This window comes from Comamonas odontotermitis, from assembly GCF_040396735.1.
Classification (GTDB): Bacteria; Pseudomonadota; Gammaproteobacteria; order Burkholderiales; family Burkholderiaceae_C; genus Comamonas; species Comamonas odontotermitis_C.
Genome location: NZ_JBEBNZ010000007.1, coordinates 77,374 through 104,208, shown reverse-complemented (window position 1 = coordinate 104,208; position 26,835 = coordinate 77,374). Strand labels below are relative to the sequence as shown.

Annotated in this window: 24 protein-coding genes; 5 read left to right on the top strand and 19 right to left on the bottom strand. The window is 61.5% G+C overall.

Annotation, left to right across the window (positions count from 1 at the left end; translation table 11 throughout):
• Positions 1–18: 18 nt before the first annotated feature.
• The 16 genes from ACH2DG_RS08890 to ACH2DG_RS08815 form a co-directional block, all read right to left on the bottom strand.
• Positions 19–909 (bottom strand): EamA family transporter, encoded by an 891-nt coding sequence (locus tag ACH2DG_RS08890; protein WP_395025572.1) that lies wholly within the window; start codon positions 907–909, stop codon positions 19–21.
• 141 nt (positions 910–1,050) lie between these two features.
• Entirely contained in the window at positions 1,051–1,782 is a 732-nt protein-coding gene (folE, locus tag ACH2DG_RS08885; protein WP_224150136.1) for a GTP cyclohydrolase I, read from the bottom strand.
• Positions 1,783–2,011: 229 nt separating this feature from the next.
• Positions 2,012–2,767, bottom strand: coding sequence for an endonuclease/exonuclease/phosphatase family protein (locus ACH2DG_RS08880; RefSeq protein WP_395025571.1), 756 nt, complete (start codon positions 2,765–2,767; stop codon positions 2,012–2,014).
• Positions 2,764–3,234, bottom strand: coding sequence for a dihydroneopterin triphosphate diphosphatase (nudB, locus tag ACH2DG_RS08875; protein ID WP_395025569.1), 471 nt, complete (start codon positions 3,232–3,234; stop codon positions 2,764–2,766). Before nudB ends, ACH2DG_RS08880 begins: the two co-directional genes overlap by 4 nt.
• A 70-nt stretch (positions 3,235–3,304) precedes the next feature.
• On the bottom strand, positions 3,305–4,171 hold the full coding sequence (locus ACH2DG_RS08870) for a CsgG/HfaB family protein (RefSeq protein ID WP_395025568.1): 867 nt from the start codon (positions 4,169–4,171) through the stop codon (positions 3,305–3,307).
• 132 nt (positions 4,172–4,303) lie between these two features.
• Entirely contained in the window at positions 4,304–6,112 is a 1,809-nt protein-coding gene (gene aspS, locus ACH2DG_RS08865; RefSeq protein WP_395025567.1) for an aspartate--tRNA ligase, read from the bottom strand.
• A gap of 37 nt (positions 6,113–6,149) precedes the next feature.
• The gene (locus ACH2DG_RS08860; protein WP_395025566.1) at positions 6,150–6,788 is read right to left on the bottom strand and encodes a DUF502 domain-containing protein; all 639 of its coding nucleotides are present in this window, start codon (positions 6,786–6,788) and stop codon (positions 6,150–6,152) included.
• A gap of 15 nt (positions 6,789–6,803) precedes the next feature.
• Positions 6,804–7,118, bottom strand: a complete 315-nt coding sequence (locus tag ACH2DG_RS08855; RefSeq protein WP_395025565.1) for an FmdB family zinc ribbon protein — start codon at positions 7,116–7,118, stop codon at positions 6,804–6,806.
• Positions 7,119–7,330: 212 nt separating this feature from the next.
• The gene (locus tag ACH2DG_RS08850; RefSeq protein WP_395025564.1) at positions 7,331–8,800 is read right to left on the bottom strand and encodes a sodium:solute symporter family protein; all 1,470 of its coding nucleotides are present in this window, start codon (positions 8,798–8,800) and stop codon (positions 7,331–7,333) included.
• Positions 8,801–8,827: 27 nt separating this feature from the next.
• The gene (gene ubiB / locus ACH2DG_RS08845; protein WP_395025563.1) at positions 8,828–10,393 is read right to left on the bottom strand and encodes a ubiquinone biosynthesis regulatory protein kinase UbiB; all 1,566 of its coding nucleotides are present in this window, start codon (positions 10,391–10,393) and stop codon (positions 8,828–8,830) included.
• The gene (locus tag ACH2DG_RS08840; RefSeq protein ID WP_395025561.1) at positions 10,390–11,028 is read right to left on the bottom strand and encodes an SCP2 domain-containing protein; all 639 of its coding nucleotides are present in this window, start codon (positions 11,026–11,028) and stop codon (positions 10,390–10,392) included. The genes ubiB and ACH2DG_RS08840 overlap by 4 nt, the downstream gene beginning before the upstream one ends.
• A 111-nt stretch (positions 11,029–11,139) precedes the next feature.
• Positions 11,140–12,132 (bottom strand): Tim44 domain-containing protein, encoded by a 993-nt coding sequence (locus ACH2DG_RS08835; protein ID WP_395025560.1) that lies wholly within the window; start codon positions 12,130–12,132, stop codon positions 11,140–11,142.
• Positions 12,133–12,283: 151 nt separating this feature from the next.
• Complete coding sequence (ubiE, locus tag ACH2DG_RS08830; protein ID WP_395025559.1) at positions 12,284–13,015, bottom strand: bifunctional demethylmenaquinone methyltransferase/2-methoxy-6-polyprenyl-1,4-benzoquinol methylase UbiE; 732 nt, start codon at positions 13,013–13,015, stop codon at positions 12,284–12,286.
• A gap of 213 nt (positions 13,016–13,228) precedes the next feature.
• The gene (locus ACH2DG_RS08825) at positions 13,229–13,654 is read right to left on the bottom strand and encodes a gamma-butyrobetaine hydroxylase-like domain-containing protein (protein WP_395025558.1); all 426 of its coding nucleotides are present in this window, start codon (positions 13,652–13,654) and stop codon (positions 13,229–13,231) included.
• Positions 13,655–13,746: 92 nt separating this feature from the next.
• Positions 13,747–14,220: an HIT family protein gene (locus ACH2DG_RS08820; RefSeq protein ID WP_395025556.1), complete on the bottom strand. Its 474-nt coding sequence runs from the start codon at positions 14,218–14,220 to the stop codon at positions 13,747–13,749.
• Positions 14,217–18,128, bottom strand: a complete 3,912-nt coding sequence (locus ACH2DG_RS08815) for a DUF3683 domain-containing protein (protein ID WP_395025554.1) — start codon at positions 18,126–18,128, stop codon at positions 14,217–14,219. Before ACH2DG_RS08815 ends, ACH2DG_RS08820 begins: the two co-directional genes overlap by 4 nt.
• 472 nt (positions 18,129–18,600) lie before the next feature.
• Between ACH2DG_RS08815 and ugpB the strand changes: the two genes are divergently transcribed.
• The 5 genes from ugpB (at position 18,601) to ugpQ (ending at position 23,819) form a co-directional block, all read left to right on the top strand.
• Positions 18,601–19,917 carry a sn-glycerol-3-phosphate ABC transporter substrate-binding protein UgpB gene (ugpB, locus tag ACH2DG_RS08810; protein WP_395025553.1) on the top strand — a complete coding sequence of 439 codons (1,317 nt, stop codon included), beginning with the start codon at positions 18,601–18,603 and terminating at the stop codon, positions 19,915–19,917.
• Between the two features lie 111 nt (positions 19,918–20,028).
• The gene (gene ugpA, locus ACH2DG_RS08805) at positions 20,029–20,910 is read left to right on the top strand and encodes a sn-glycerol-3-phosphate ABC transporter permease UgpA (RefSeq protein ID WP_395025551.1); all 882 of its coding nucleotides are present in this window, start codon (positions 20,029–20,031) and stop codon (positions 20,908–20,910) included.
• Positions 20,911–20,912: 2 nt separating this feature from the next.
• A complete protein-coding gene (gene ugpE / locus ACH2DG_RS08800) occupies positions 20,913–21,764 on the top strand; it encodes a sn-glycerol-3-phosphate ABC transporter permease UgpE (RefSeq protein WP_395025550.1) in 852 nt (283 codons plus the stop codon).
• A 51-nt stretch (positions 21,765–21,815) separates the two neighbouring features.
• On the top strand, positions 21,816–22,823 hold the full coding sequence (locus ACH2DG_RS08795) for a sn-glycerol-3-phosphate import ATP-binding protein UgpC (protein WP_395025549.1): 1,008 nt from the start codon (positions 21,816–21,818) through the stop codon (positions 22,821–22,823).
• A 222-nt stretch (positions 22,824–23,045) separates the two neighbouring features.
• On the top strand, positions 23,046–23,819 hold the full coding sequence (gene ugpQ / locus ACH2DG_RS08790; RefSeq protein WP_395025547.1) for a glycerophosphodiester phosphodiesterase: 774 nt from the start codon (positions 23,046–23,048) through the stop codon (positions 23,817–23,819).
• Positions 23,820–23,964: 145 nt separating this feature from the next.
• On the opposite strand, the gene ACH2DG_RS08785 is transcribed toward ugpQ, so the two are convergent.
• The 3 genes from ACH2DG_RS08785 to ACH2DG_RS08775 form a co-directional block, all read right to left on the bottom strand.
• Complete coding sequence (locus tag ACH2DG_RS08785) at positions 23,965–24,939, bottom strand: Bug family tripartite tricarboxylate transporter substrate binding protein (protein ID WP_395025546.1); 975 nt, start codon at positions 24,937–24,939, stop codon at positions 23,965–23,967.
• Positions 24,940–25,043: 104 nt separating this feature from the next.
• On the bottom strand, positions 25,044–26,438 hold the full coding sequence (locus ACH2DG_RS08780) for a hypothetical protein (protein WP_395025544.1): 1,395 nt from the start codon (positions 26,436–26,438) through the stop codon (positions 25,044–25,046).
• A 117-nt stretch (positions 26,439–26,555) separates the two neighbouring features.
• The gene (locus ACH2DG_RS08775; RefSeq protein ID WP_395025543.1) at positions 26,556–26,834 is read right to left on the bottom strand and encodes a hypothetical protein; all 279 of its coding nucleotides are present in this window, start codon (positions 26,832–26,834) and stop codon (positions 26,556–26,558) included.
• Between the last annotated feature and the right edge of the window lies 1 nt (position 26,835).

Here is a 26,835-nt window from a genome sequence, read left to right as displayed (position 1 = left end):
GGCAGGCTGCGCCATCGCTCAACCCAGACCCAGCGCCGTCACGCCCAGCGCAATCAATACGGCCCCGGCAATGCGCAAGGCGCGGTCCCCTTCGCCCAGCAATTTGCCGCCGATCAAGGCGGCAAACAGCATCGACACCTCACGTGCTGGTGCCACGTGCGAGATGGGTGCGCTTTGCACGGCGTACAGCACCAGCACATAGGCGATAGGGCTGAAGATGGCAACCACCAGCGCGTATTTCCACTGCAGCTGCCACAGGCGCCAGGTTTCCGTCCGGTTGCGCAGGCCCAGCGGCGCCAGCACCACGCAGCGCAGCAGGTTGCCCATGTAATCGAGCAGAATCGGCGACATCAGCAGCACCTTGACGGCATAGCTGTCCACCACCGTGTAGGCGGCAATGAAGACACCCGTCAGCAAGCCGTAGTACAGGCCCTTGATGGTGCGCTCGCGCTTTTCGCCACTGCCGCCCTGGGTGGCCGTGCGCAACATGGCCGGGCCGCCTGCGATCAGGAACACGCCCACCACCACGCCGACAATACCGAAGGCCCCCATTGCCGACAGGTGCTCGCCCAGAAACAGCACTGCCACCAGCGACGACAGCAAGGGCCCGCTACCGCGCGCCAGGGGGTACACCACCGTGAGGTCGGCTACACGGTAGCCGCGCAGCAAAATGATGAAATAAAACACATGCAGCAGCGCACTGGCCGCGACAAAGCCCCATTCCACCCAGCCCCACAGCGGCACCACTTCTCGGCCCAGCCACCAGCCCAGCGGCAGCCAGACGATGGCGTTGAGCACCGAGGTGAACAGCGAAAAGCGGGCATCGCCGCCCGCCTTCTTGGCAACGATGTTCCAGAACGCATGGATGATGCCCGCAACAATGATCAGCGCAAACGCGTAGAGCGTCATGTCCCCTCTTTGCTCAAAAAATGGCTTCTGTGCCGCACAGGGTCAGAAGCCGCCACACCCTGAAGCAAGCACCGCGCTGCGGCACGGGCAAAAAAACCGCCCGGCAAAGGCCGGGCAGTTGGTGATGGTGGATGGAGGATTTCAGTTACCTGCACGCTGCGGAATCAGCGAGAGAAATTCGCGCCGCAGGTTGGGGTTGGTCAAAAACTCGCCACGCATCACGGAGTTGAGCATCTTCGAGTCCATTTCGCGCACACCGCGCCAGGACATGCAGAAATGCGAGGCCTCCAGCACCACGGCCAGGCCATCGGGTTGGGTCTTGTTCATGATCAGGTCCGCCAGTTGCACGATGGCTTCTTCCTGGATCTGCGGACGGCCCAGCACCCAGTCCACCAGGCGCGCATACTTCGACAAGCCGATCACATTGGTGTTCTTGTTGGGCAGCACGCCAATCCATACCTTGCCGATGACCGGGCACAGGTGGTGGCTGCAGGCGCTGCGCACGGTGATGGGGCCCACGATCATCAACTCGTTCAGGTGCTCGGCATTGGGGAAGGCCGTCACCTCGGGCTGCGGCACATAGCGGCCCTTGAACACCTCGTTGATGTACATCTTGGCCACGCGGCGCGCGGTGTTGCGGGTGTTGTGGTCGTCTTCGGTGTTGATCACCAGGCTGTCGAGCACGCCCTGCATCTTGTGTTCCACCTCGTCCAGCAGCTTTTCCAGCTCGCCGGGCTCGATGAAATCCGCGATGTTGTCGTTGGCATGGAAGCGCTGCTGGGCCGCCACTATCCGCTCGCGGATCTTGACGGACACCGGTGTGCCTTCTGCGCTGGCAGGCGCTTTTTTCGGATCGGATAGTTCGGTAAACATAGCAGGCATGGTACCAGCGAAATCTGTCCTCATGGGTATTGGTGTTTATCGCCCGCTGCGCTTATGTGACGCGCGCAAGAAGCTATATTTAATATAGCAAACCATTCTGGAGCGCTGCCGGTCTTCATCTGGCAGCATGCGCCCCTCCCGGAGTGATCCCTCTCTCCCATGGCTCGCCGCCTGCAGCAAAGCGGCGCTGGCAGCGAATGCCTGCGCATCCGGCCCTCCGTCAATCCCGCAGGCGGAACTCTGCAATCAGCGGCAGGTGATCGGACATGCGCCACCAGATGCGCCCGCGCGGAACAAACAGGCCGCAGGGCGTCAGACCCCGTGCGTAAACATGGTCGAGCTGCACCACCGGCAGGCGCGAGGGGTAGGTCATCAGCGGCTGCTCGTCGTACTCGAACAGCCCGAACCCGGCGAGCATGGACTTGACCTGGAACCCCCAGTCGTTGAAATCGCCCGCCACCACCACCGGCTCGTCGTCCGGCACGTACTCGTTGATGAACTGCTGAATCTGCGCCGTCTGGCGCAAGCGGCTGCCGTGCACCAGGCCCAGGTGTACCACCACCGCATGGACGCGGCGCCCGGCAATCTGCATGGCGGCATGCAGCAGGCCGCGCTGCTCGAAGCGGTGGTCCGAGATATCGCGGTGGTGCGTCTCCAGGATCGGCCAGCGCGTGAGCAATGCATTGCCGTGCTCACCCCACTTGGTCTGCGCATTGGTGTAGTAGGCAGCGGTGTAGCCCAGCGGCGTCAGAAAATCTGCTTGCGTCTGCTCGGGCCAGTTATCAAAGAAACCGGCCTCCTTGCGGTTGTCCTTGCGCACCTCCTGCAGGCAGACGATATCGGCATCCATCTGCTCCACCGCCAGCCCCAGGTTGTGGATCTCCAGCCTGCGCACCGGCCCCAACCCTTGCACACCCTTGTGGATGTTGTAGGTGGCCACGCGCAGAATCGGATGTTCGTCGTCTAGTTCGGTCATGGATGCAGGAACCTTGGCAGCCACAGAATGGCTTCGCTGTTCGATATGGAATAGCAACGCTCTGCCGCCTCTCGCCAATCATGCCACGCATAGGCGCTGTGCTCTCGCGGGCTGAGGGTGATGTTGGTGTAGGACGGCACCTGCAGGCTGAGCACGTGCTCGGTGTTCATGCGAACCCCGGGCGCATAGCGGTGCAGCCACTGTGGATAGATGGGGTAGATGTTCTCCAGGTTCCAGTCGCGCAGGGTGCAATCGGGGTGATGGGCGTCAATCCCCGTTTCTTCGCCCACCTCCCGGATCGCGGTCTGTACCCAGGTTTCATCTTCCGCATCCTTGCTGCCCGTCACAGGCTGCCAGTAATCAACCCCGGCCATGCTGCCCACACGGCGCAGCAGCAATACCTGCAAGTCAACCGTATGGATGATGACCAATACAGATTGCGGAATTTTGAAAGGCTTGGAATTCACAATGGTGGGGCGCGGGAGAAATCACGACAAGGCAGTTGCAGCGGCCTGCAACCTTTAAAAAGAATAGCATTCAGCGCTTATCCACTGCGCGTGAATCACCTTTTTTGCCAGAACTTGCATGGCCATTGGCACCCGCCGTCGCCACCGGAGGCGGCAGATCCTTGGCCTGCAACAGGCGCACCTGCTGCACCAATTGGTTGTGGGCATGGAGGAAGGCCGCCGCAATGACCTTGCCTTCGTTCGTATTGCTCCAGCCGGCGCCAGCGCCTCCTCCCAGCTTGCCCAATACCACGCCCCCCACGCCCAGATCGGTGGCGCGGGCCGAACCCGTGGCCGCAGCGACCTGCTCCGTGGTTTCATTGTCGGTAAGAAAGAGCGCCGTCTGCGCTTCCTTGAGCTTGACCTGCTCTGCCACACCGGCCAGCCCCGCAATGTCGCGCAACATGGGAATCATCGCAATGATGCCAGCGAGACCGCGCCCCGCATCCTGCTCGCTGAAAGTGAGGTTGGGCACCATGGTGTACTGCGCTTCATAGCCTTTGCGCTTTTCCACCGTGCCATTGGGGCGCAGCACGCCTGCATCCTGCAGTTCGCCCTCGCGGATCGTGCCCTGCAGGCCACCCGCGCGGTCCACCACACGAAAGCAGCCGCTTTGCTGCATCAACAGGCGCACCAGCGGCACCGGCGTGGGTGGCAGGTTGGCAGCGCTGGGCATCACATAGCCGCGCGGATTCTCCAGCAAGGCCACGGTGGCAATCGGCGCGTCGCAACGCTCCAGGCTGGCATGGGCGTTCTGCCCGCCAGCAGGCCCGGCGGAGCCCGATATCTCCGACCCGCCCTCGCCCAACTCGGTCTTCTTTTCGCCGCAGGCGGCCAGCGCCAGTGCCGCAGCCATGGCAATTACCGCCCGTACCGTGCCTGCCTTGGTGTAGTGCATGCCTCGCCTCTCCAGATCATGAGCCCGCAAGCATAAAGCCTTGCTTTCAATGCAAAACGCCAAAACCTTGCGGCTTTGGCGTTTTATCGTTGCCAGATGCATCAGCCCCAAAAGCCGATGCCGGGCCGGTGCTTACTGGGCAGCAACCGCATTGCGCAGCTTGATGTGCAGCTCGCGCAACTGCTTTTCGTCCACGGCCGAAGGCGCCTGCGTCAGCAAATCCTGGGCGCGTTGGGTCTTGGGGAAAGCAATCACGTCGCGGATGGATTCGGAGCCCGTCATCAGCGTGATGAGGCGGTCCAGGCCGAACGCCAAGCCGCCGTGCGGAGGCGCGCCGTACTGCAGCGCATCCAGCAGGTAACCGAACTTGGCGCGTTGCTGCTCAGGGGTGATGTTCAGGGCGTCAAACACCTTGGCCTGCACGTCGGCACGGTGGATACGCACCGAGCCGCCGCCCAGCTCCCAGCCATTCAGAACCATGTCGTAGGCCTTGGCGATGCACTTGCCGGGTTCGGTGGCCATGAGTTCTGCGTGGCCATCCTTGGGACTGGTGAAGGGGTGGTGCACAGCGGCCCAGCGGTCGTTTTCCTCGTCGTACTCAAACATCGGGAAATCCACCACCCACAGCGGTGCCCACTTGTTCTCGAACAGGCCGCCGGCCTTGCCGAAATCGCTGTGGCCGATCTTGATGCGCAGCGCGCCGATGGCGTCGTTGACAACCTTTTCCTTGTCTGCACCAAAGAAGATCAGGTCGCCATCCTGAGCGCCAGTGCGCTTGAGAATTTCGGCAATGGCTGCATCATGGATGTTCTTGACGATAGGCGACTGCAGGCCATCGCGGCCCTTGGCCAGTTCGTTGACCTTGATGTAGGCCAAGCCCTTGGCACCGTAGATCTTGACGAACTCGGTATAACCGTCGATTTCACCACGCGAGAGGCCACCCTGCTCGCGGGCGCCACCAGGAACGCGCAGGCCCACCACACGGCCGCCCTTCATGTTGGCCGCGCCGGAGAACACCTTGAAGTCCACGTCCTTCATGACATCAGTCAATTCGGTGAACTCCAGCTTGACGCGCAGGTCCGGCTTGTCCGAACCAAAGCGGAAAGCCGCGTCCTGGTAGGTCATCATCGGGAATTCGCCCAGCTCCACGCCCAGTTGGGTCTGGAACACTTCCTTGATCATGCGCTCGAAGATCGCGCGGATTTCTTCCTCGTTCAGGAACGAGGTTTCGCAGTCGATCTGCGTGAACTCGGGCTGGCGGTCGGCGCGCAGGTCTTCGTCGCGGAAGCACTTGGTGATCTGGTAGTAACGGTCGTAGCCGGCCACCATCAGCATCTGCTTGTACAGCTGGGGCGATTGCGGCAGCGCGTAGAACTCGCCGTCGTGCACGCGCGAAGGCACCAGATAGTCACGGGCGCCTTCTGGCGTGGACTTGCCCAGCATCGGGGTTTCGATGTCGATGAAGCCTTCCTTGTCGAGGAAGTTGCGCACCTGGATCGCGGTCTTGTAGCGCAGCATCATGTTGCGCTGCATGACCGGGCGGCGCAGGTCCAGCACGCGGTTGGTGAGGCGCACGGTTTCCGACAGGTTGTCGTCATCGAGCTGGAACGGAGGCGTGACCGAGGCGTTGAGCACATTCAGCTCGTGGCACAGCACTTCGATCTTGCCACTCTTGATGGAATCATTGGTCGTGCCTTCCGGACGGGCACGCACCACGCCCTTGACCTGCACGCAGAACTCGTTGCGCACGCCTTCGGCGGTCTTGAACATGTCGGCGCGATCCGGGTCGCAGACCACCTGCACATAGCCTTCGCGGTCGCGCAGGTCAATAAAGATCACACCACCGTGGTCGCGGCGGCGGTTCACCCAGCCGCACAGCGTTACGGTTTCGCCCATCTGGGCTTCGGTCACCAGACCGCAGTATTGCGAACGCATTGCCATAGCCAATCTTCCTGCGCCTTGTGGGCGCTCTAGTCCTTTAGTTTTTGGGGATCGAGGGACGCTGCTCCGGAGGAGCCACCACACCCATCGACACGATGTATTTGAGCGCGGCGTCCACGCTCATATTCAGTTCCACACAGTCGCTTTTGCGCACCATCACCAGATAACCGCCCGTGGGGTTGGGGGTAGTGGGCACATACACGCTGACAAATTCTTCCTGCGCACCCACTGCGACCAGATGATCAGCCAGCTCGCCGCCGGGCGCACCCGTCACGAAGCCGACGGTCCACATGCCGGGATGCGGCCATTGCACCATGACGGCGGTACGAAATGCATTGCCGCTTTCGGAAAACAGGGTGTCGGACACCTGTTTGACGCTGGAATAGATCGAGCGCACCACCGGTATGCGGCTGACCAGGGCATCGCCCCAGCTCACCAGCTTGCGGCCAACGAAATTGCTGGCCGTGCCCCCCACCAGCAGCAGGATCGCCAGCGTGAGCACCACGCCGAAACCCGGCACATGGTAGCCCAGGACCTTGTCTGGCTGCCAGCTCTCCGGCAGGATCTGCAGGGTCTGGTCAAGCGTGCCGACGATCCAGCCGAGCACCCAGACCGTGATCACGCCGGGCACAACGACCAGCAATCCGGTCAGCAGCCATTTGCGCAGTGCAGCCATGGGTGGTGGGAATCCTTATGCAGCAGAGCTGGTTGATGCTGCGGGTGCCGCAGCAGGCGCGGGCGCGGGTGCGGCCGCAGGCGCTGCAGCGGGCGCAGCCTTGCTGTCGCTGGACGAGCTTGCTCCGCCCGTGTCCGAGCTGGATTTCTTACCGCTGAAATCGGTGGCGTACCAGCCCGTGCCCTTGAGCTGGAAGCCCGGCGCAGTCAGTTGCTTGGAAAAGCTCGCTTGCTTGCATTCGGGGCATTCGGTCAGCGGCGCATCCGATATTTTTTGCAAAACATCCTTGGCAAATCCGCAGGCACTGCACTTGTAGGCGTAAATAGGCATCGCGCAAAGTCAGAAAACGAAGGGAAACCCTTGATTATAGGCTGGCTTGCACAAACCAGCCCGGGCTACCGGGCCTTTCGGGATTCGCACGCATGGTTTGAAAAATGATAGCTGATAGCGCCTGCTGTTATTGAAATCCATGTCAAAAATGACATGAAAGCCAATAGGTATGCGCGCAGACAGCTCTCATTTTTCTGGAAACCCACCCCGCTTCAGCGCGCCATGGCCCCTGCGGGCGCGGCTTCCGGCTCGAACGGAATCACATCCGTCTTCTGGTTGGGGACCCACTGCGGCGCGAGCGAGCCTGCCACCATGCCGGCAAAAGCCGACAGCACACCGGCCAACTGCGCCGGGAAAGCACTGCCCCAGGCCATGTTGAGCCCAGCCAGCCACACGCCGATGCCCAGAAACACCGCCAGCAGGGCGCCTTGCGTGGTTGCGCGCTTCCAGTACAAGCCCATGGTCAGCGGCACAAACGCCCCCACCAGCGGCACCTGGTAAGCGCCGGACACCAACTCATAGATCGGCGTGCCTTCCATCTTGATCGAGTACGCCAGGACACAGGCGCTGAACACCAGCACGCTGATGCGCATGGTGCGCAGATTGTCGTGATCACTCACATGGGGGCGGAACTGGCGCCAGATGTTCTCGGTAAAGGTGACGCTGGGTGCGAGCAAGGTTGCGGATGCGCAGGATTTGATAGCCGACAGCAGTGCGCCAAAGAACAGGATCTGCATGATGAACGGCATCTTCTCCATCACCAGGGTGGGCAGCACCTTCTGCGGATCTTCCTTGAGCAGGCTTGCCGTTGCCTCGGGCATGATGATGAGCGCGCTGGCTACCAGGAACATGGGCACAAAGGCAAACAGGATGTAGGCAGAGCCGCCGATCACTGTGCCGCGCACGGCCGATTTCTCGCTGTTGGCCGACATCACGCGCTGGAACACGTCCTGCTGCGGAATCGAGCCCAGCATCATGGTGATGGCCGCTGCAAAGAAAAACACAATGTCGTGCCAGGTCGGCTCGGGCCAGAACTTGAACAGGTCACGGCTGGTGGCCAGATCGATGACCTTGCCAGCGCCGCCCGCCATGTCGGAGGCGAAGAAGGCCAGCACCATGAGGCCGACAACCAGAATGATCATCTGCACGAAATCGGTCACCGCCACCGACCACATGCCACCAAACAAGGTGTAGGCCAGGATCGAAACCACACCGATCACCATGCCCATCGAGGTGCTGATCGCGCCATGCGAGAGCAAGTTGAACACCAGCCCCAGCGCTGTGACCTGCGCCGACACCCAGCCCAGATAGCTGAGCATGATGATGAGCGAACAGATGATCTCCACCGAGCGGCCGTAGCGCTTGCGGTAGTAATCACTGATGGTGAGCAGGTTCATGCGGTAGAGCTTGGCGGCAAAGAACAGGCCCACCAGAATCAGGCAGGTGCCCGCGCCAAACGGGTCTTCCACCACATTGCGCAGGCCGCCTTCGATGAACTTGGCGGGCACGCCCAGCACGATCTCCGAGCCAAACCAGGTGGCAAACGTGGTCGTGATGATCATGAACAGGGGCAGATGGCGCCCTGCGACTGCAAAATCTGCCGTGTTCTTGACCCGTTTGGCGGCCCACAGGCCCACGCCAATGGTTACAAAAAGGTAAGCAATCACCATGTAGAGCAGCACGTTGTCACTCCTGCAAAGCGTAAAAGGTCAAAAGATACGAACGCGAATCAGGAGCTGCAGCACCACCAGCCCCAGGACGAAACCGATGCCACCGCTGACGATGATCTGCAGCAGCTTGTTGGTCAGCTTCTGCTGCGCCAGCAGCTCCTTGAGAGTCTCGTCGTTGTCGCGGCCCTGTTGCGAGAGGTACTGGTGCACCAGGCGCGGCATGTCCGGCAGCAGCTTGGCGTAGCGCGGAGCCTGGCTTTTCAGCTCACGCCACAGGCGCTGCGGCCCCATCTGGTCGAGCATCCACTTTTCAAGGAAAGGCTTGGCCGTGCTCCACAGGTCCAGGTCCGGGTCGAGCTGACGGCCCAGTCCTTCGATGTTGAGCAGGGTTTTTTGCAACAGCACGAGCTGCGGCTGAATCTCGACCTGGAAACGGCGCGAAGTCTGGAACAAACGCATCAGCACCATGCCCAGCGAAATCTCCTTGAGCGGGCGGTCGAAGTACGGCTCGCACACGGCGCGGATCGCCGCCTCCAGCTCATCGACCCGCGTGTCGGGCGGTACCCATCCGCTTTCGATGTGCAGCTCTGCAACACGCTTGTAGTCGCGGCGGAAGAAGGCCGTGAAGTTCTGCGCCAGGTATTCCTTGTCGAACTCCGTCAAGGTGCCGACGATGCCAAAATCCAGCGAGATATAGCGGCCAAAGCTCTCGGGCTCCAGGCTCACCTGGATATTGCCCGGGTGCATGTCAGCATGGAAAAAGCCGTCACGGAACACCTGGGTGAAGAAGATGGTCACGCCATCGCGCGCCAGTTTGGGAATATCCACGCCAGCGGCTCGCAAGGTTTCAACCTGGTTGATGGGCACGCCATTCATGCGCTCCATCACCATCACCTCCTGATGGCAGAAATCCCAGAACACCTCGGGAATCAGCACCAGATCGAGCCCTTCCATGTTGCGGCGCAACTGGGCGGCGTTCGATGCCTCGCGCATCAGATCGAGTTCGTCGTGCAGGTAGGTATCGAACTCCGCCACCACCTGGCGCGGCTTGAGGCGCTTGCCATCGGCAGAGAACTTCTCCACCAGCTCCGCCATGGTGCGCATCAGGGCGAGGTCGCTGTCGATCACCGGCAGCATGCCTGGTCGCAGCACCTTCACGGCCACATCACGCAACTCGCCAGCGCGGGTGCGGATGGTGGCAAAGTGCACCTGGGCTATGGATGCGCTCGCAACGGGCTTTTCATCAAAGCTGGCGAACACCTCGGCAATCGGCTTGCGGAACGCACGCTCGATGGTCTCGACCGCGATGCGCGGATCGAATGAGGGCACGCGGTCCTGCAGCAGCGACAGTTCTTCGGCAATATCGGGGGGCAGCAGGTCACGCCGGGTCGAGAGCACCTGCCCGAACTTGACGAAAATGGGTCCCAGCTGCTCCAGCGCTTCACGCAGGCGCTGGCCGCGCGGCTGCGTCCACTTGCGGCCCAGGCGCAGCACACGGGTGATGCCCTTGAGCCACGGGTGGCTGAAGCTGGAGAGCACCATGTCGTCCAGCCCATAGCGCCACACCACCCATAGGATGGTAAAGCCACGGAAAAAACGCTTCATGAGGGCTGGCGCTCGCTGGGAGAATCGGCGCCTGTGCCATAGCCTGGAGGTGTAGGCGGCGCTGGCGGTTGCGCCTGCTGGCCGGAGCGGCTGCCGCCAAAGCGGTCTGCCGTGCGCACCCCCATGTCGACGAACTGGCGCAGCGCCACCGCAATGCGCTGACCAAAGGAAGCCAGCCAGTGCGCGGGGGTATCGCCCACGATGCGTGCCAGGTCTTCCTCGACGTCCCAGCGGACATGGTCGACCAGCCACTGGATCTCGGCGGCGAACTGCACATCGCCGTCAATGCGGATAGCGGGCTTTTCACCCTGCAGCACATCACGCGCCAGCGCGAGCGGCGATTCATCAACCACATGCACGCGCAGATCAGGTGTTACGCCGGGCTCGGCCAGGTCCAGCAGGCCGGCTGGCGTGATCTGCAGCGCCAATTGAATGCTGCGCCACTGCACCTGAACCACTCGCCCACTTTGGCGCGTGAGGCGCTCCATGGCGATGCTTTCCTGCATCAGCACATGGTTCAGGAACAGCACCACACGGTGTTGCACCTCGGACACCAGCCACTGCGGTGGTTGTGCCGAATCCAGAATGCGCGCAAAAATGCCGCCCGGAAAAGAAAAAGGGGACTGTGTTGCCATAGTCCCCAATTATTCCCCAACTCGATCGCCTATGCCTTCGATTAACAGGCACGGCGATGGAGTTTTATGACACAGCGCCTAAGAACATGCGATCTCTACGCAGCCACGTTCTTACTGCAAGGCTTGCAGACCAGCGACCAGCCAGCCGCTGGTGCCGTCCTTCGGCTTGGTCATGTTCCACACTTCGCGGAAGGGGCTGGGGCCCGCATTCGCCTCTTCACGGATCATGCCGGAGAACTCGACGCTGGCCATGTAGGCGTTGCCCAGGTCCTCGATACCCAGCAATTGGGCTTCAAGCATCACAACATCGGTCTGGTTGGGCTGCACACCTTCGCGGTGCTGCTCGCGCTCCTGCAACTGACCCTTGACCTCTGCCAACATGGTATCGGTCATCATCGAGCGCAGGGTCTGAACATCACCACGGTCCCAGGCAGCCTGCAAGGTCACGAAATTGCGCTTGGCCGCATCCAGAAAGCCTTGCGTATCAAAGCCTTCGGGCACGCCCCAGTTCTGCGAGCCACCCAGCGCCGAGCCGATCATGCTGCCACCCGCTGCCGCGGCCACGGGTGCCGCGCCTTGCTCCCAGGGACGGGCGGATGCATCATTGCCCACTTTCTCAGGGTTGTACTGGCGTGCCACGGGAGCCGATTCCGGCGCCTGAGGCGTGGCATTGCCTGCGCCCTGGAAGGCGAAAGGCGAGTTGTTAGCAGGCGCTGCCGCACCACTCTTCTTGCGCATGATGAAGCCGACAATCGCCAGCACCGCCATGATGGCCAGACCTACCAGCAGCATGTTGGCGAACGCTTCACCAAAGCCCAGGCTGTGTGCCAGCCAGGCCAGGCCCAGACCGGCGGCCAGGCCACCCAGCATGGCGCCCCAGGGCTTCTTGGGCGCAGCCTGTGGGGCTGCATTCGGGGTTGCAGGGCGCTGTGCCTGCTGGGCAGGCGCAGCCTGACTGGGCGCCTGGGAAGGCGTTGCCTGGCGCTGCGTCACATTGCTCGATTGCTGCCCCATGGACTTGCCGCCACCCATGCGCTTGGCATCGGCATCCACATGCACAAACGCCAGCAGAACCACCAGGGCTACTGACCACAGTTTCATCATATTTGCTCCGTTCTTTTTCAATGCCTGCGCACCTTGCGGTACCGGCTTCTTCACTGTTACGCCCCATGCTTGCATGACCGGCCTGTTGTGTTGTATTGCGCCAGACGCTGGGCCGCGTCCGTCTTTTCAACCTGCCATGCGATTCAAATCATCAGCACTTGATGCCCATATGCAACGCGGTGATGCCCGCCGTCATGTTGTGGTAGTCGACATGCCCAAAACCTGCCTGATGCATCATGGCCTTCAACTCCTTCTGGCCAGGGTGCATGCGGATCGATTCAGCCAGGTAGCGGTAGCTGTCCGCGTCACCCGCCACCATCTGTCCGATACGTGGGAGCACCTGGAAGGAATACAAGTCGTACGCCTTCTCCAGAGGCTTGGCCACCTTGGAAAACTCCAGCACCAGAAGCTTGCCGCGCGGCTTGAGCACGCGGTTCATCTCCTTGAGGGCCACATCCTTGTGCGTCATGTTGCGCAGGCCAAAAGCCACGCTCACCACGTCGAAGTAGTTGTCGGGAAAAGGCAGCGCCTCGGCATCGCACACCATGGTGGGCAGATGAATGCCTTTGTCGATCAGGCGGTCACGCCCCACACGCAGCATGGCTTCGTTGATGTCGGTGTGTACCACCTGGCCGCTCTTGCCGACCTTCTTGGCAAAGGCCAGTGACAGGTCGCCCGTACCGCCGGCGATATCCAGCGCACGCTGGCCTTCCTTGAGGTTGGCGACCATCACGGTGTATTGCTTCCAGATGCGGTGCAGCCCACCAGACATCAGGTCGTTCATCACGTCGTACTTGCTCGCAACCGAATCGAACACGCCGCGCACTTTGCGCGCCTTGTCCTTTTCATCAACCGTCTCAAATCCAAAGTGGGTGGTACTCATAGTTCGAATGCTAGCAAGCTCTGCAACGCCTCTCCTGACAAACCCCGCCATATGGGCGGGTATGCAATCAAAGGCATTTGATGCTGCAGCTTAATATGATCAAGCGCATGCAGCTATCAAATTCATAGCTTTATATACAAAATATTTCGTCTGATCCACGCAGCGCATGGCCTGCACAGCGCTCTGCCCCGCGCAGCGGCGCGCTTTTTCCGATCAATGGTGGTGACCGCAGCCCCCGCCTGAAGCGCCAGCCTTGGACGCCATGGGCTGGTCGCGGTCCACGCCGGCCGCCTGCAACCTGTCCAGATAACCCTGCCACAGCTCGCTCTGGCGCTCGCCCAGTTCGTACAGGTACTGCCAGCTGTAGAGACCGCTTTCGTGGCCGTCCGAGAAGATGGGCTTGATGGCGTAGTTACCCACCGGCTCCACGGCAACGATGGTCACATCGCGCTTGCCAGTCTGCAGCACCTCCTGCCCCGGGCCATGGCCCTGCACCTCGGCAGAGGGCGAATACACGCGCAGCAGCTCGAACGGCAGCTTGAATGCAGCGCCATCGGCGTACTGCACCTCCAGCACGCGCGAGGCGCCATGCACGGTCAGCGCGGTCGGTGTCGGGGTGTCGCGGTTCAAGCCAGCCATGGGGTTCCTTTACAGCTCCGCAGCTCGCACTGCAGATAAAACAGCCTCTTGCGCACATCTGGCGTGCGCAATGCTATCAAAAACAATAGCAATTATGACGCAACCAGGCGCTCGAGCGCCGCAACCATGCGCGCCTCGGCGGCAGGCAGCTGCGCGGCCAGTTCAGCCTCCAGTGCAACGCTGCGCTCGCGCTGCACCGCAGCCCATACCGAGCCCGGAAAGTGGCTGTCGTCGCTGTAGCGGGCAATCACATGCCAATGCAGATGCGGCACCATATTACCCAGCGCCGCCACATTGATCTTGCGGGGCGCAGGAGTCATTGCGCGCAGCGCCAGCTCCACGGCCACGACGGCATCCATGCACCACTGGCGCTGCTCGGCAGGCAGAGCGGAGAACTCCGCCACATGCGCGGCCCAGACCACACGATAAAAAGCAGGAAAACCCGCTTCTTGCGCATGGATGACACGCAAGGCGCCGCCCGCGCGGGCGCCCTGCCACACCAGGCGGCCGCCTGTGCCGTGGCACAGCGGGCAACCGGGGTTCGGTTCGATGGCAGGATTCGTCATACCAGCACCCGTTCAATGCCGCCGTTGTTGGCGCGCTGCACGTATTCGGGCATCCAGTTTTCGCCCAGAATCTCGCGCGCCATCTCGACGACGATGTAATCGGCCTCCAGCAGGCCGTTCTGCAGATCGTCCTGGTAGCGGTTGAGGCCCTGCAGGCAGCTCGGGCAACTGGTCAGGATCTTGACGTTGTCCTTGGCGTCCACCTTGCCTTCGTCGCGCAACTGAGCCTCGCCCTTGCGGATTTCTTCGGTCTTGCGAAAACGGATCTGGGTCGAGATATCGGGACGGGTCACGCCCAGCGTGCCCGATTCGCCGCAGCAGCGCTCGCTCTTGAGCACGTTGTCGCCCACCAGCGCCTTCACGGTTTTCATCGGATCCTGCTGCTTCATCGGCGTATGGCAGGGGTCGTGGTACAGGTACGCGCTCTTGCCCTGCAAGGTCACACCCTTCTCCAGCAGGTATTCATGGATGTCGATGATGCGGCAGCCCGGGAAGATCTTGTCGAACTGGTAGCCCTGCAGCTGGTCGTAGCAGGTACCGCAGCTCACCACCACGGTCTTGATGTCCAGGTAGTTGAGCGTGGTTGCCACGCGATGGAACAGCACCCGGTTGTCGGTGATCATCTTCTCGGCCTTGTCGAACTGGCCGCTGCCGCGCTGTGGATAACCGCAGCACAGGTAACCCGGCGGCAGCACGGTCTGCACACCGGCATGCCACAGCATGGCCTGCGTGGCCAGGCCCACCTGGCTGAACAGGCGCTCCGAGCCGCAACCGGGGAAGTAGAACACTGCCTCGGTCTCCGAATTGGTGGTTTTCGGGTCGCGGATGATGGGCACGTAGTCCTTGTTCTCGATGTCGAGCAAGGCACGCGCCGTCTGCTTGGGCAAGCCGCCAGGCAGCTTCTTGTTGACGAAGTGGATCACCTGCTCCTTGATCGGTGCAGTGCCGACACTCGCTGGCGGGTGCGCGGTCTGGCGTCTGCCCAGCCCCTTGAGCACATCAACGGCCAGCCGCTGGGCCTTGAAGCCCACGCCCACCATGGTCTTGCGCAGCAGCTTGATGGTATCGGGATTGGTGGCATTGAGCATGGCCATCGCCACCTTATTGCCGGGGCGGAAGCTCTTCTTGCCCATCTGGCGCAGCAGGTTGCGCATGTTCATGGTCACGTCGCCAAAGTCGATCTTGACCGGGCATGGCGTGGCGCATTTGTGGCAGACCGTGCAGTGGTCCGACACGTCCTCAAACTCCTGCCAATGGCGGATGGACACGCCACGGCGCGTCTGTTCCTCGTAGAGGAATGCCTCCACCAGCAGTGATGTCGCCAGAATCTTGTTGCGCGGCGAATACAACAGGTTGGCGCGCGGCACATGGGTGGCGCACACCGGCTTGCACTTGCCGCAGCGCAGGCAGTCCTTGACCGAATCGGCAATCGCGCCGATATGGCTTTGCTGCATGATGAGCGATTCATGCCCCATCAGGCCAAACGACGGCGTGTAGGCATTGGTCAGATCGGCATACATCAGCGACTTGCGCGATTTGTCGCCGGCATAGGTCTGCTCCAGCAGCAGGCGGCGCTCTTCGGGGCGCAGCAGCTTGCCCTTGTTGAAGTGGCCGTGCGGGTCGATCTTGGCCTTGTACTCGGCAAAGGGGCGCAGTTCGTCGTCGCTCAGAAACTCCAGCTTGGTGATGCCAATGCCATGCTCGCCCGAGATCACCCCACCCAGGCTGCGAGCCAGGGTCATGATGCGCGCCACCGCCGCATGGGCCGTGGTGAGCATCTCGTAGTCATCGCTGTTGACGGGCAGGTTGGTGTGCACATTGCCGTCCCCCGCGTGCATGTGCAGTGCCACGAACACGCGGCCCTTGAGCACACGCTGGTGAATGGCCACCACCTCGTCCATGATCGGCTGGTAGGCCGAGCCGGTGAAGATCGCAGCCAGCGGCGCGCGCAGATCGGCCTTCCAGCTGGCGCGCAGGGTATGGTCCTGCAACAGCCGGAACTGGCCTTCCACGTTGTTCAGCCAGCCCTGCCAGCGTCCATGCACCTCGGTCACCAGCGACAGGGCCTGCGCCACGCGGTCTTCCAGCAGCTCGGCGGACGGAATCTCGCTCGCATCGTCCTGCTTGCCCAGCGGCAGTTGGCCATTGGCAAAAAAGGCGTGCAACTCGTCGCACAGCTTGATCTTGTTCTGCAGCGACAGTTCGATATTGATGCGCTCGATGCCATCGGTGTATTCGGCCATACGCGGCAGCGGAATCACCACGTCTTCGTTGATCTTGAAGGCGTTGGTGTGGCGGCTGATGGCCGCCGTGCGCTTGCGGTCCAGCCAGAATTTCTTGCGTGCCTCGGGGCTGATGGCAATGAAGCCTTCGCCACTGCGCGAATTGGCGATGCGCACCACTTCGCTCGTCACGCGTGCCACGTCGTCCGGGTTGTCGCCCACGATGTCGCCAAACAGCACCATCTTGGGCAGGCCGCCATGCTTCTTGCTCTTGGTGGCATAGCCCACAGCCTTCAGGTAGCGGTCATCCAGGTGCTCTAGCCCCGCCAGCAGCACACCCGAGCGCTTTTGCTCGGCGAACATATAGTCCTTGATCTCGACGATCGAAGGCACCGCATCCTTGGCATTGCCAAAAAACTCCAGGCACACCGTGCGGGTGTGCTCCGGCATGCGGTGCACCACCCAGCGCGCGCTGGTGATGAGGCCATCCGTGCCTTCCTTCTGCACGCCCGGCAGGCCCGAGAGGAACTTGTCGGTCACATCCTTGCCCAGGCCTTCCTTGCGGAACTTGTAGCCTGGAATGTCGAGGCGCTCCGTGCGCAGCAGCTTCTTGCCCTCGGCATCGAGGTACTTCAGTTCGAAGCTGGCCATCTCGGCGTCGTGGATCTTGCCCAGGTTGTGGTGCAGGCGCGTCACCTCCAGCCACTGCGCATCCGGCGTCACCATGCGCCAGCTGGCCAGGTTGTCCAGCGCCGTCCCCCAGAGAACGGCCTTCTTGCCGCCCGCATTCATGGCGATGTTGCCGCCAATGCACGATGCCTCGATCGATGTCGGGTCCACGGCAAACACAAAGCCGCCGCGCTCGGCCGCATCGGCAACGCGCTGCGTCACCACACCAGCCTGCGACCAGACGGTGGGCACCGGGTGGTCCACGCCGGGCAGAGACACCATCTCCACCTCAGTCATCTTTTCCAGCTTTTCGGTATTGATGACCGCGCTGCGCCAGGTCAGCGGAATCGCACCGCCTGTATAGCCGGTGCCGCCGCCGCGCGGCACGATGGTCAGACCCAGCTCGATACAGGCCCGGACGAGCCCCGCAATTTCTTCTTCGCCATCGGGTGTCAGCACCACAAAGGGGTATTCGACGCGCCAGTCGGTGGCATCGGTCACATGGCTCACGCGCGAGAGGCCATCGAACTTGATATTGTCCTTGGCCGTGATGCGCCCCAGGGCGCGCTGCACCTTGCGGCGCAGCTCGGTCGCCTCCTGCAAGGTTGTGTCGAACTCGGACACTGCGACCTGGGCCGCTTCGATCAACTGCCCCACCAGCGCATCGCGCGCGGCGTCTTCTGCGGGTGCGCGGCGCTTCTGCACTTCAGCCAGGCGGTGGTGCAAGGCTTCCACCAACTGCTTGCGGCGGCCGGGGTTGTGCAGCAGATCGTCCTGCAGGTAGGGGTTGCGCTGCACCACCCAGATATCGCCCAGCACTTCGTAGAGCATGCGGGCCGAACGGCCCGTCTTGCGCTCCTGGCGCAGTTGGCCCAGCAGGTTCCATGCGTCGAAACCCAGCAGGCGAATCACGATTTCACGGTCGGAGAACGAGGTGTAGTTGTAGGGAATCTCGCGGAGACGGGCTGGCCCGTCGACCTGTGCTTGCAAGGTGGCCAGCGCAATCGGTGCATTCATGGATGAAACCTGTATGGGAGCGTGGGGCTCCCTGGGAGTTGGCAGTGGGGGCACCGATTTTATGACATGGGGCAATTACGCATGGCTGTAGCCTGCAAAAGCAGATAGGCCGCTCCAGTTCTTGACCATCAAAGCCTTTTGCCAAGAACAGGAATTTTTCTCTATTTTTCTCATTTGATCGAATTTGAGCATTTAATCAGGGCCGGTCATGCCTAACACAGATGTTTGACTGCCTTGTGTGACACCCCCAACGATGGACTAGGCAAATTCCCGGGTGGTTACATTTTTTCTTTCAACCTAGAATACAGCCTGTCTTACAATCGTAACGTCTTGTATTTGTTGACGCTGTATGCCTGTACAACCGGGTTTCCCCAGTTGCTTCACCAACGGCGATATGCCACAACGTCACAGAACATTCACAAACGCCTCATACGATTCGTTTTTGAGCGTTTTTCATAACCCAGGAGCATTCATGCACTTCAAGCGTTTGGCCATCGCTGCCGGTATCGCAGCCACCACGAGCCTGTCCGCCCATGCAGTCACCGACATCCAATGGTGGCATTCCATGACCGCCGTGAACAATGAGTGGGTCAACGATCTGGCCAAGGAGTTCAACGAAAGCCAGAAGGAATACAAGATTGTTCCTACCTACAAGGGCACCTACGACGAATCGATGACCGCAGCCATCGCGGCCTTCCGCTCGGGCAATGCGCCAGACGTTTTGCAGGTGTTTGAAGTGGGCACCGCCACGATGATGGCATCCAAGGGCGCCTCGGTGCCCGTGGGCAAGGTAATGGCCGACGCTGGCGTGTCGTTCGACCCCAAGGCCTACATCCCTGCCGTGGCCGGTTACTACACCGCCCCCAACGGCCAGATGCTGAGCTTCCCGTTCAACAGCTCGACCACCATCTTCTATTACAACAAGGACGCCTTCAAGAAGGCCGGCCTGAACCCCGACAAGGCCCCCACCACCTGGCCTGAAGTGTTTGAAGCCGCCAAAAAGCTCAAGGCCAGCGGCCACAGCTGCCCCATGACCCTGGCATGGCAGGGCTGGACCCAGCTGGAGTCCTTCTCCACCTGGCACAACGTCGAGTTCGCCACCGAGCAGAACGGCCTGAGCGCCAATGGCTACAAGGCGCGCATGAAGATCAATTCTCCACTGCACGTCAAGCACATCGACAATCTGGCTGCTGCCGCCAAGGCAGGCGAGTTTGTCTACAAGGGCCGTGGCTCGATTCCCCAGGCATCGTTCACTGCTGGTGAGTGCGCAATGATCCAGACCTCGTCGGGCTTCTATGGGGACGTGGCCAAGAATGCCAAGTTCGCCTACGGCTTGTCGACCCTGCCTTACTACCCCGATGTCAAAGGCGCGCCACAGAACACCGTCATCGGCGGCGCCTCGCTGTGGGTGATGGCTGGCAAGTCGGCCGAGCACTACAAGGGCGTGGCCAAGTTCTTCGAATTCCTGTCGCAGACCAAGGTGCAGGCCGCTTCGCACCAGCGCACCGGCTACCTGCCTGTGACCATGGCTGCCTATGACCTGACCGAAAAGTCCGGCTTCTACCAGAAGAACCCAGGCACCGACACGGCCGTGACGCAGATGATCCGCAAGGTGACCGACAACTCGCGCGGTATCCGCCTGGGCAACTATGTGCAGATCCGTACCATCGAGGACGAAGAACTCGAACAGGTCTGGGCTGGCAAGAAGAGCGGCAAGGAAGCGCTGGACTCCATCGTGACCCGCGGCAATGAACTGCTCGCCCGCTTCGAGAAATCGTACAAGAAGTAATCCTTTCACGGACTCGCATCTACCCTGTCTACACAGGGTGGATGCAGGCCTGATCCCGCCCTCCGGACGCTGAAAAATGCTCCGGCGGCTTTTTTGTTTTTAAGCTCCATCATGGAAAAACGCGTCCTTTTCCGATCCAAGTGGCTGCCCTGGGTGCTGATTACCCCGCAGTTGCTGATCATCGGCATTTTCTTTTTCTGGCCCGCCGCGCAGGCAGTGCTGCAGTCGTTCCAGATGGAAGACGCTTTCGGCATGAGTACGGAATGGGTCGGTCTCGACAACTTCCGCACCCTCTTCGCCGACCCCACCTATCTCGACTCGTTCTACCGCACCGCTCTCTTCTCGGTACTGGTGGCGGGTATCGGCATTGCCACTTCGCTGGCACTTGCCATTTTTGCGGATCGCATCGTGCGCTTCGCCATGGTCTACAAGACCATGCTCATCATTCCCTATGCCGTGGCGCCCGTGATCGCTGGTGTGCTGTGGATCTTCATGTTCTCGCCATCGCTGGGCGTGGTGTCATATTTCCTGGGCAAGCTGGGCTACACCTGGAACCACCTGATGAATGAAAACCAGGCCATGGCGCTGATCGTGCTGGCCTCGGTGTGGAAGCAGATCTCGTACAACTTCCTGTTCTTCCTGGCTGGCCTGCAGTCCATCCCCAAGGCACTGATTGAAGCGGCCTCCATTGATGGTGCCGGTCCATGGCGCCGCTTCTGGAACATCCAGCTGCCACTGCTCTCGCCCACCACCTTCTTCCTGCTGGTGATCAACATCGTCTACGCCTTCTTTGACACCTTCGGCATCATCGATGCGGCCACCCACGGCGGCCCTGGCCAGTCGACGTCGATCCTGGTCTACAAGGTGTATCTGGATGGCTTCAAGGCGCTCGACCTGGGCGGCTCGGCGGCACAGTCCGTAATTCTGATGTGTATTGTGGTTGTGCTGACGGTGATCCAGTTCCGCTACGTTGAAAAGAAAGTGCAGTACTGATCATGGTGGACCGCAACCCCTGGCTCAATTTCTTCTCGCACGCCGTACTCATCCTCGGCGTGGCCATCGTGGCCTTTCCGCTGTATCTGGCGCTGGTGGCTTCGACGCACACCTCCACCGAGATCGTGCAGGCGCCCATGCCGCTGCTGCCCGGCACCCATATGTGGGAAAACTACAAGGAAGCGCTGATCGGCTCCGGCAAGCTGGGCTCCAACACCAATGTGGTGCACATGATGTGGGTGAGCTTTGTCGTGGCCATCATCATCACCGTGGGCAAGATCGCGATCTCGCTGCTGTCGGCGTTCGCCATCGTCTACTTCCGCTTTCCCTTCAAGATGGTCTGCTTCTGGGCGATCTTCCTGACGCTGATGCTGCCTGTGGAAGTGCGTATCCTGCCCACGTACAAGGTCGTGGCCGAGCTGGGCCTGCTCAACAGCTACGCCGGCTTGTCGCTGCCGCTGATCGCTTCGGCAACCGCCACCTTCCTGTTCCGCCAGTTCTTTCTGACGGTACCGGACGAGTTGGTGGAGGCCGCGCGCATTGACGGCGCCGGCGCCATGCGCTTTTTCAAGGACATCCTGGTGCCCCTGTCCAAGACCTCGATCGCGGCCCTGTTCGTGATCCAGTTCATCTACGGCTGGAACCAGTACCTGTGGCCGCTTCTGATGACCACCTCGGAGGACATGTACCCCGTTGTCGTGGGCATCAAGCGCATGGTTGCTGGCGGCGGTGAAGCTGCCATCGACTGGAACATCGTGATGGCCACGGCCATCCTCGCCATGCTGCCACCAACCCTGGTGGTGATGCTGATGCAAAAGTGGTTTGTCAAAGGCCTGGTGGATACCGAAAAGTAATCCCCCGTCTTGCCCATCCACCATCTTTGACCGATTGAAAAAAAACCCGTTATGGCTTCCATCTCTCTCAAGAACATCGTCAAACGCTATGGCAGCGGCAAGTCTGCCGTGCCCGTCATCCACGGCGTCAACGCCGAAATCAAGGACGGCGAATTCATCGTGCTGGTCGGCCCGTCGGGCTGCGGCAAATCGACCCTGCTGCGCATGATCGCGGGCCTGGAAGAGATCACCGGCGGTGACCTGATGATCGGCGACCAGGTCGTCAACAACCTGGAGCCCGCCAAGCGCAACATCGCCATGGTGTTCCAGAACTATGCGCTCTACCCGCACATGAGCAACTACGAGAACATGGCCTATGGCCTGAAGCTCGCCAAGGTGCCCGAGGACGAGATCAAGCGCCGCGTGGACAAGGCTGCCAAGATTCTGGAGCTGTCGCACCTGCTGGACCGCAAGCCGCGCCAGCTGTCGGGCGGCCAGCGCCAGCGCGTGGCCATGGGCCGCGCCATCGTGCGCCAGCCCCAGGTCTTTTTGTTTGACGAGCCCCTCTCCAACCTGGACGCCAAGCTGCGCGGCCAGACCCGTATCGAAATCCAGAAGCTGCACGCCGAGCTGGGTATCACCAGCCTGTTCGTGACCCACGACCAGGTCGAGGCGATGACCCTGGCCCAGCGCATGATTGTGATGAACGGCGGCAATGTGGAGCAGTTCGGCACCCCCGAAGAGGTCTACCACACCCCCGCCTCCACCTTTGTGGCCGGCTTCATCGGCTCGCCCCCGATGAACCTGCTCAAGAATGCCCCTGGTGGCAAGTCTGGCCAGATTCTGGGTATCCGCCCTGAGCACATCGACCTGGTGCCTTCGGGCGGCTGGGAATTCAAGGTGGACACCGTCGAGCTGCTGGGCGCAGAACGCCTGCTGTATGGCAAGGTGGGCGGCGAAGACCTGACCGTGCGCGTGGAAGAAGGCCAGGCCTACCCCAAGCCCGGCGAGACGGCGCGGATCCAGGCACGCGAAGACCGCCTGCACTGGTTCAACGCCGAAACCGGCAAGCGTATCTAAAACAATGGCGGGTCGATGTGCGGCGCCTCAGGCCTTTTCTGAAGCAACCACCGCGGCCCGCCATACAACCCACAGCACCAACAAGCGCCCAAACTCATACTTTGCGGCGCTTTTTTACGCACTGCGGTTGCTGCTTTTGCCGAAGGTCTATAGCCAAACACAGCTTTTGTGCCCATTTCTCAAGGGCCAATAGCTACTAATTTGATAGTAATCGAGAACGCCATGACACCCTCCACCCACTGGCCCTATCCCCGCTGGATCGCCCACCGAGGCGCTGGCAGGCTTGCACCCGAAAACACCATGAGCGCCTTCCGTCTGGGCGCCTCGTTCGGCTACCGGATGTTTGAATGCGACGCCAAGCTCAGCAGCGACGGAGTGCTGTTTCTAATGCACGATGCGGACCTCAAGCGCACCACCAACGCCCAGGGCACGGGCAGTGACCTCAGCATGGGCGCGCTGGCCCAGCTTGATGCCGGCAGTTGGCATTCGCGCAGCCATGCGGGCGAAAACCTGCCCACGCTGGAAGCCCTGGCCCGTTGGTGCCTGGCCAACCACTATTTCCTCAATGTGGAGATCAAGCCCACGCCCGGACAGGAGTTGGAAACCGGCCGCGCCACCGGCGCGCTGATGAACCGCATCTGGCCCCCAACTGTGGTGCCACCGCTTTTCACCTCGTTCAAGCCCGATTCGCTGCGGGGAGCCCGCGAGGTTGCGCCGCACATCCCGCGAGGCCTGCTGGTGGACAAGTTTGCCGACGGCACGGGCGAGGCTGACCTACAACTGGCTGTGGAACTGGGCTGCCAGGCCCTGGTGCTCAACCATGCGCTGTGGAACGCCGCGCTGGTGGCCAAGGTACACGCCGCTGGCCTCTACTGCAGCAGCTACACCGTCAATGACGAATGGGCCGCCCAGCGCCTGATCGATCTGGACACGGACGGCATCATCACCGACCGGGTGGACCTGTTCAGCCCCGCCCAGGACGGTCCGAAGCTATGAAAAATGGAGCGTACAGCGTTTGCTCCCTCTGATTTTGGGATGAGAATCATAAGAACCATGGAGTGACGTGCGCAGACTGCTCCTGCCTTGATCGCACGCACAAAAAAGCCCGGCAATGCCGGGCTTTTTGCCAAAGCGCCTGGCCTCAGTCCATCTTGGTACCCGATGCCTTGACGGCCGCCGCCCAGCGCGGCATTTCGCCCGCCAGGAATTTGGCGAACTCTTCGGCGCCCAGGAAAGCAGGATCGGCACCCTGCTCCACCATTCGCCCGCGCACGTCGGGCATCTGCATCACCTGGCCAAAGGCACTGCTGAGCTTGGCCACCACCTCCTTGGGCGTACCAGTGGGGGCGAGGAAACCGTAGAAGCCCACCACCTCGAAGCCCTTGAGCCCGCTCTCGATAGCCGTGGGCACTTCGGGCAGCGCTGGGTTGCGATCCTTGCTGGTCACGGCCAGCGCGCGCACCTTGCCCTGCTTGTGGTAGGCGGCAGCCTGCGGAATGCTCTCGGCCATGAACTGCACCTGGCCACCCACCAGATCGGTGAAAGCCGGTGCGCTGCCTTTGTAAGGGATATGGACCAGATCAAGGCCGGTCGTGCTCTTGAACATCTCGGGCACCAGATGGCTGATGCCGCCATTGCCCGCCGAGCCGAAGTTGACCTTGCCCGGATTGGCCTTGGCGTAGGCAATGAACTCCTGCAGATTCTGGGCCGGCACCTTGTTGTTGACCAGCAACGCCAGCGGCTGCATGGCCGTGCGCGCCACAGGCGTGAAGTCCTTCAAGGTGCTGTAAGGCAGCTTCGGATAGAGCGCGGGGTTGATCACCATCACGCCAGTATTGGCGAGCATCAAGGTGTAGCCGTCAGCGGGCGACTTCATCACATCCTGCGCACCCACCGCGCCACCTGCGCCGGGCTTGTAATCCACGATGATGGGCTGGCCCAGCACGCCCTGGAGCTTGTCGGTCAGCAGACGGGCATGCTGGTCCAGCGGGCCGCCAGCCGGAAAGCCGATGACGACGCGTATCGGCTTGGAGGGAAACGGCTGCTGTGCCTGCGCGGCGGTCACAAATGCCAGCCCAGCCACAACGGACAGGCCGATCTGCACAAATTTCTTCATCGAATGTCTCCCACAGGTTGTTATCAAAAGAGAAGCTGGCAGCGCAAGCTCTGCCTCATTTATAACGACAAAACTACCAAGAACCCTTTTACCGCAAGCGCCAGCTACTCACTTTTTTGATGGGCGCCGAGCATTCCCGACAGCACAGGCACCGGTATCTCCGGGGCATGCCCTGCTGCCTTGCGGCGCCTCCACACCCACAGCCACCCCAGGCACTGCAACGCGGTCAAAACCACCAGCATATCAAGCGCCAGCTGGGCTGCCCATAGATGCTTGCTCATGTCACGCACGCCTTCGCCCAGCAGCACGATGATGAGCTGCGACACCACAAACAGCCCCAGCAGCAGGCCTCCCGTCGCCAGCTGACGGAGCCCGCTGGCATGGCGGCTGCGGCTGGCTGCAAAAAGCAGCAGGGAGCCCAGCAGGAACAGCGGCGCCAGCGGCGTGATGGTGCGCTCGCGCACTTCGGTCATGCGCAGCAGCAGGTCCGTCACCCCAGGTGCTCCGCCTTCCACCCGCCTGAGGTAGAAATTTCCAGGAAACACATGGAAGTACTGCACCGTGAAATGGCTGGGCAACGCATATTCGGCCAGGCGCCACAGAACTTGCGGATGGTGCAGGTAGGGCCGCAGCACGTCGGCCTTGCCCAGCTTGGGCGTGACGGGGTAGCAGGTGTGCTCGGTGTGCTGCACCTGGGTGCCGCCCGGGCCGGAGAGCGCATTGCCCCAGGCATCCACACCAATGCAGGCGCGCCGGTCTGCCGGCACGCCCAGGCCATCAAGCTGCGCAGGCGTCAGCACCATGTACGAGCCCAGATACACCCCATGGTAGGCATTGAGCCCCGCATTCTTGCCGATCAGCAAGGGCACCAGACACACCACCTGTACGGCAAACAGCAGCTTGAGGAGTGCCCTGTCGGGCACCATCCGCTGCCACCGGCTGGCAGCCCACACGCACACCAGCGCCAGCAGCGGCAGATAGAAGTACTGCACCTTGGCCAATCCGCACACCAGGGCCCCGAGGCCCAGGCACAGGAGCCGCACCGTCCGGCGCGATGCCAGCATGCCCACCAGCAACAGGGGCAGCGCAACCAGGCACGCGTATTCGGCATAGAGCGACTGGGCCATGCCAATGTTGTGCGCCATGAAGAACACGGACAGCCAGCCCAGGGCAAACACCGTGCACCACACCGCCCCGCGCTGCAATGCGACTGCACACTGCCAGGCCAGCACGCCGGCATACGCCAGCAGCAGCAGCTTGGCCGCCAGCGCAGTGCGGGAGATATCGAAAACCGCCCCCGGCAGGTAGCGCTGCACCCAACCCGCAAAGGTGAAGATATGGGAGGCCAGTTCTGGATTGCCAGGCATGCGGAAGGGTCGCTCCGGCAGCGCCCAGCGAATGCCGTCCCCCAGTGGAGTCAGGTACAGATGACCGACAACGCGCTGGAAATCATTGGTATCGACAAACAGCAAGGCCTGCGATCCCCAGATCAGGGCCACGCCAGCGACTCCCGCAACAAAGAAACCAATAAAGAAAAGCCACCTGGAACGGCGGCTTGGCGGGGTCTGTGCGGAAGTCATCCCGCAATTATGTCTGAATTGTAAAGCTGAAAGGGGCTAACGCCGCCAGCCACCCAGCACGGCCCACTGACTGGTAGTGAGAGTCAATACCAGGAGCGCATAACCCGCCACACTTCCGTCGCGTCCCTGCCACAGCAGTGCTACAAAAAGCGCAGCACATCCAGCCAGAAAATGCAGCGCCAACTGCCCATACCAGGGCAGGAGCGGTGTCGCCTTGCGCGCAAACACCCAGCGCGCGAGCACCAGGAGCACCGCCAAGAAGGCGGCGGGGGCACAGAAATTCAACAGATGCCACAGGCTGGCGATAGCAGGCATA

Coding starts and splice junctions, on each gene's coding strand:
- ACH2DG_RS08890 (WP_395025572.1), bottom strand. CDS start 909: ATGACGCTCTACGCGTTTGCGCTGATCATTGTTGCGGGCATCATCCAT.
- folE (WP_224150136.1), bottom strand. CDS start 1,782: ATGTTTACCGAACTATCCGATCCGAAAAAAGCGCCTGCCAGCGCAGAA.
- ACH2DG_RS08880 (WP_395025571.1), bottom strand. CDS start 2,767: ATGACCGAACTAGACGACGAACATCCGATTCTGCGCGTGGCCACCTAC.
- ACH2DG_RS08870 (WP_395025568.1), bottom strand. CDS start 4,171: ATGCACTACACCAAGGCAGGCACGGTACGGGCGGTAATTGCCATGGCT.
- aspS (WP_395025567.1), bottom strand. CDS start 6,112: ATGGCAATGCGTTCGCAATACTGCGGTCTGGTGACCGAAGCCCAGATG.
- ACH2DG_RS08860 (WP_395025566.1), bottom strand. CDS start 6,788: ATGGCTGCACTGCGCAAATGGCTGCTGACCGGATTGCTGGTCGTTGTG.
- ACH2DG_RS08855 (WP_395025565.1), bottom strand. CDS start 7,118: ATGCCTATTTACGCCTACAAGTGCAGTGCCTGCGGATTTGCCAAGGAT.
- ubiB (WP_395025563.1), bottom strand. CDS start 10,393: ATGAAGCGTTTTTTCCGTGGCTTTACCATCCTATGGGTGGTGTGGCGC.
- ACH2DG_RS08840 (WP_395025561.1), bottom strand. CDS start 11,028: ATGGCAACACAGTCCCCTTTTTCTTTTCCGGGCGGCATTTTTGCGCGC.
- ACH2DG_RS08835 (WP_395025560.1), bottom strand. CDS start 12,132: ATGATGAAACTGTGGTCAGTAGCCCTGGTGGTTCTGCTGGCGTTTGTG.
- ubiE (WP_395025559.1), bottom strand. CDS start 13,015: ATGAGTACCACCCACTTTGGATTTGAGACGGTTGATGAAAAGGACAAG.
- ACH2DG_RS08825 (WP_395025558.1), bottom strand. CDS start 13,654: ATGGCTGGCTTGAACCGCGACACCCCGACACCGACCGCGCTGACCGTG.
- ACH2DG_RS08820 (WP_395025556.1), bottom strand. CDS start 14,220: ATGACGAATCCTGCCATCGAACCGAACCCCGGTTGCCCGCTGTGCCAC.
- ACH2DG_RS08815 (WP_395025554.1), bottom strand. CDS start 18,128: ATGAATGCACCGATTGCGCTGGCCACCTTGCAAGCACAGGTCGACGGG.
- ugpB (WP_395025553.1), top strand. CDS start 18,601: ATGCACTTCAAGCGTTTGGCCATCGCTGCCGGTATCGCAGCCACCACG.
- ugpA (WP_395025551.1), top strand. CDS start 20,029: ATGGAAAAACGCGTCCTTTTCCGATCCAAGTGGCTGCCCTGGGTGCTG.
- ugpE (WP_395025550.1), top strand. CDS start 20,913: ATGGTGGACCGCAACCCCTGGCTCAATTTCTTCTCGCACGCCGTACTC.
- ACH2DG_RS08795 (WP_395025549.1), top strand. CDS start 21,816: ATGGCTTCCATCTCTCTCAAGAACATCGTCAAACGCTATGGCAGCGGC.
- ugpQ (WP_395025547.1), top strand. CDS start 23,046: ATGACACCCTCCACCCACTGGCCCTATCCCCGCTGGATCGCCCACCGA.
- ACH2DG_RS08785 (WP_395025546.1), bottom strand. CDS start 24,939: ATGAAGAAATTTGTGCAGATCGGCCTGTCCGTTGTGGCTGGGCTGGCA.
- ACH2DG_RS08775 (WP_395025543.1), bottom strand. CDS start 26,834: ATGCCTGCTATCGCCAGCCTGTGGCATCTGTTGAATTTCTGTGCCCCC.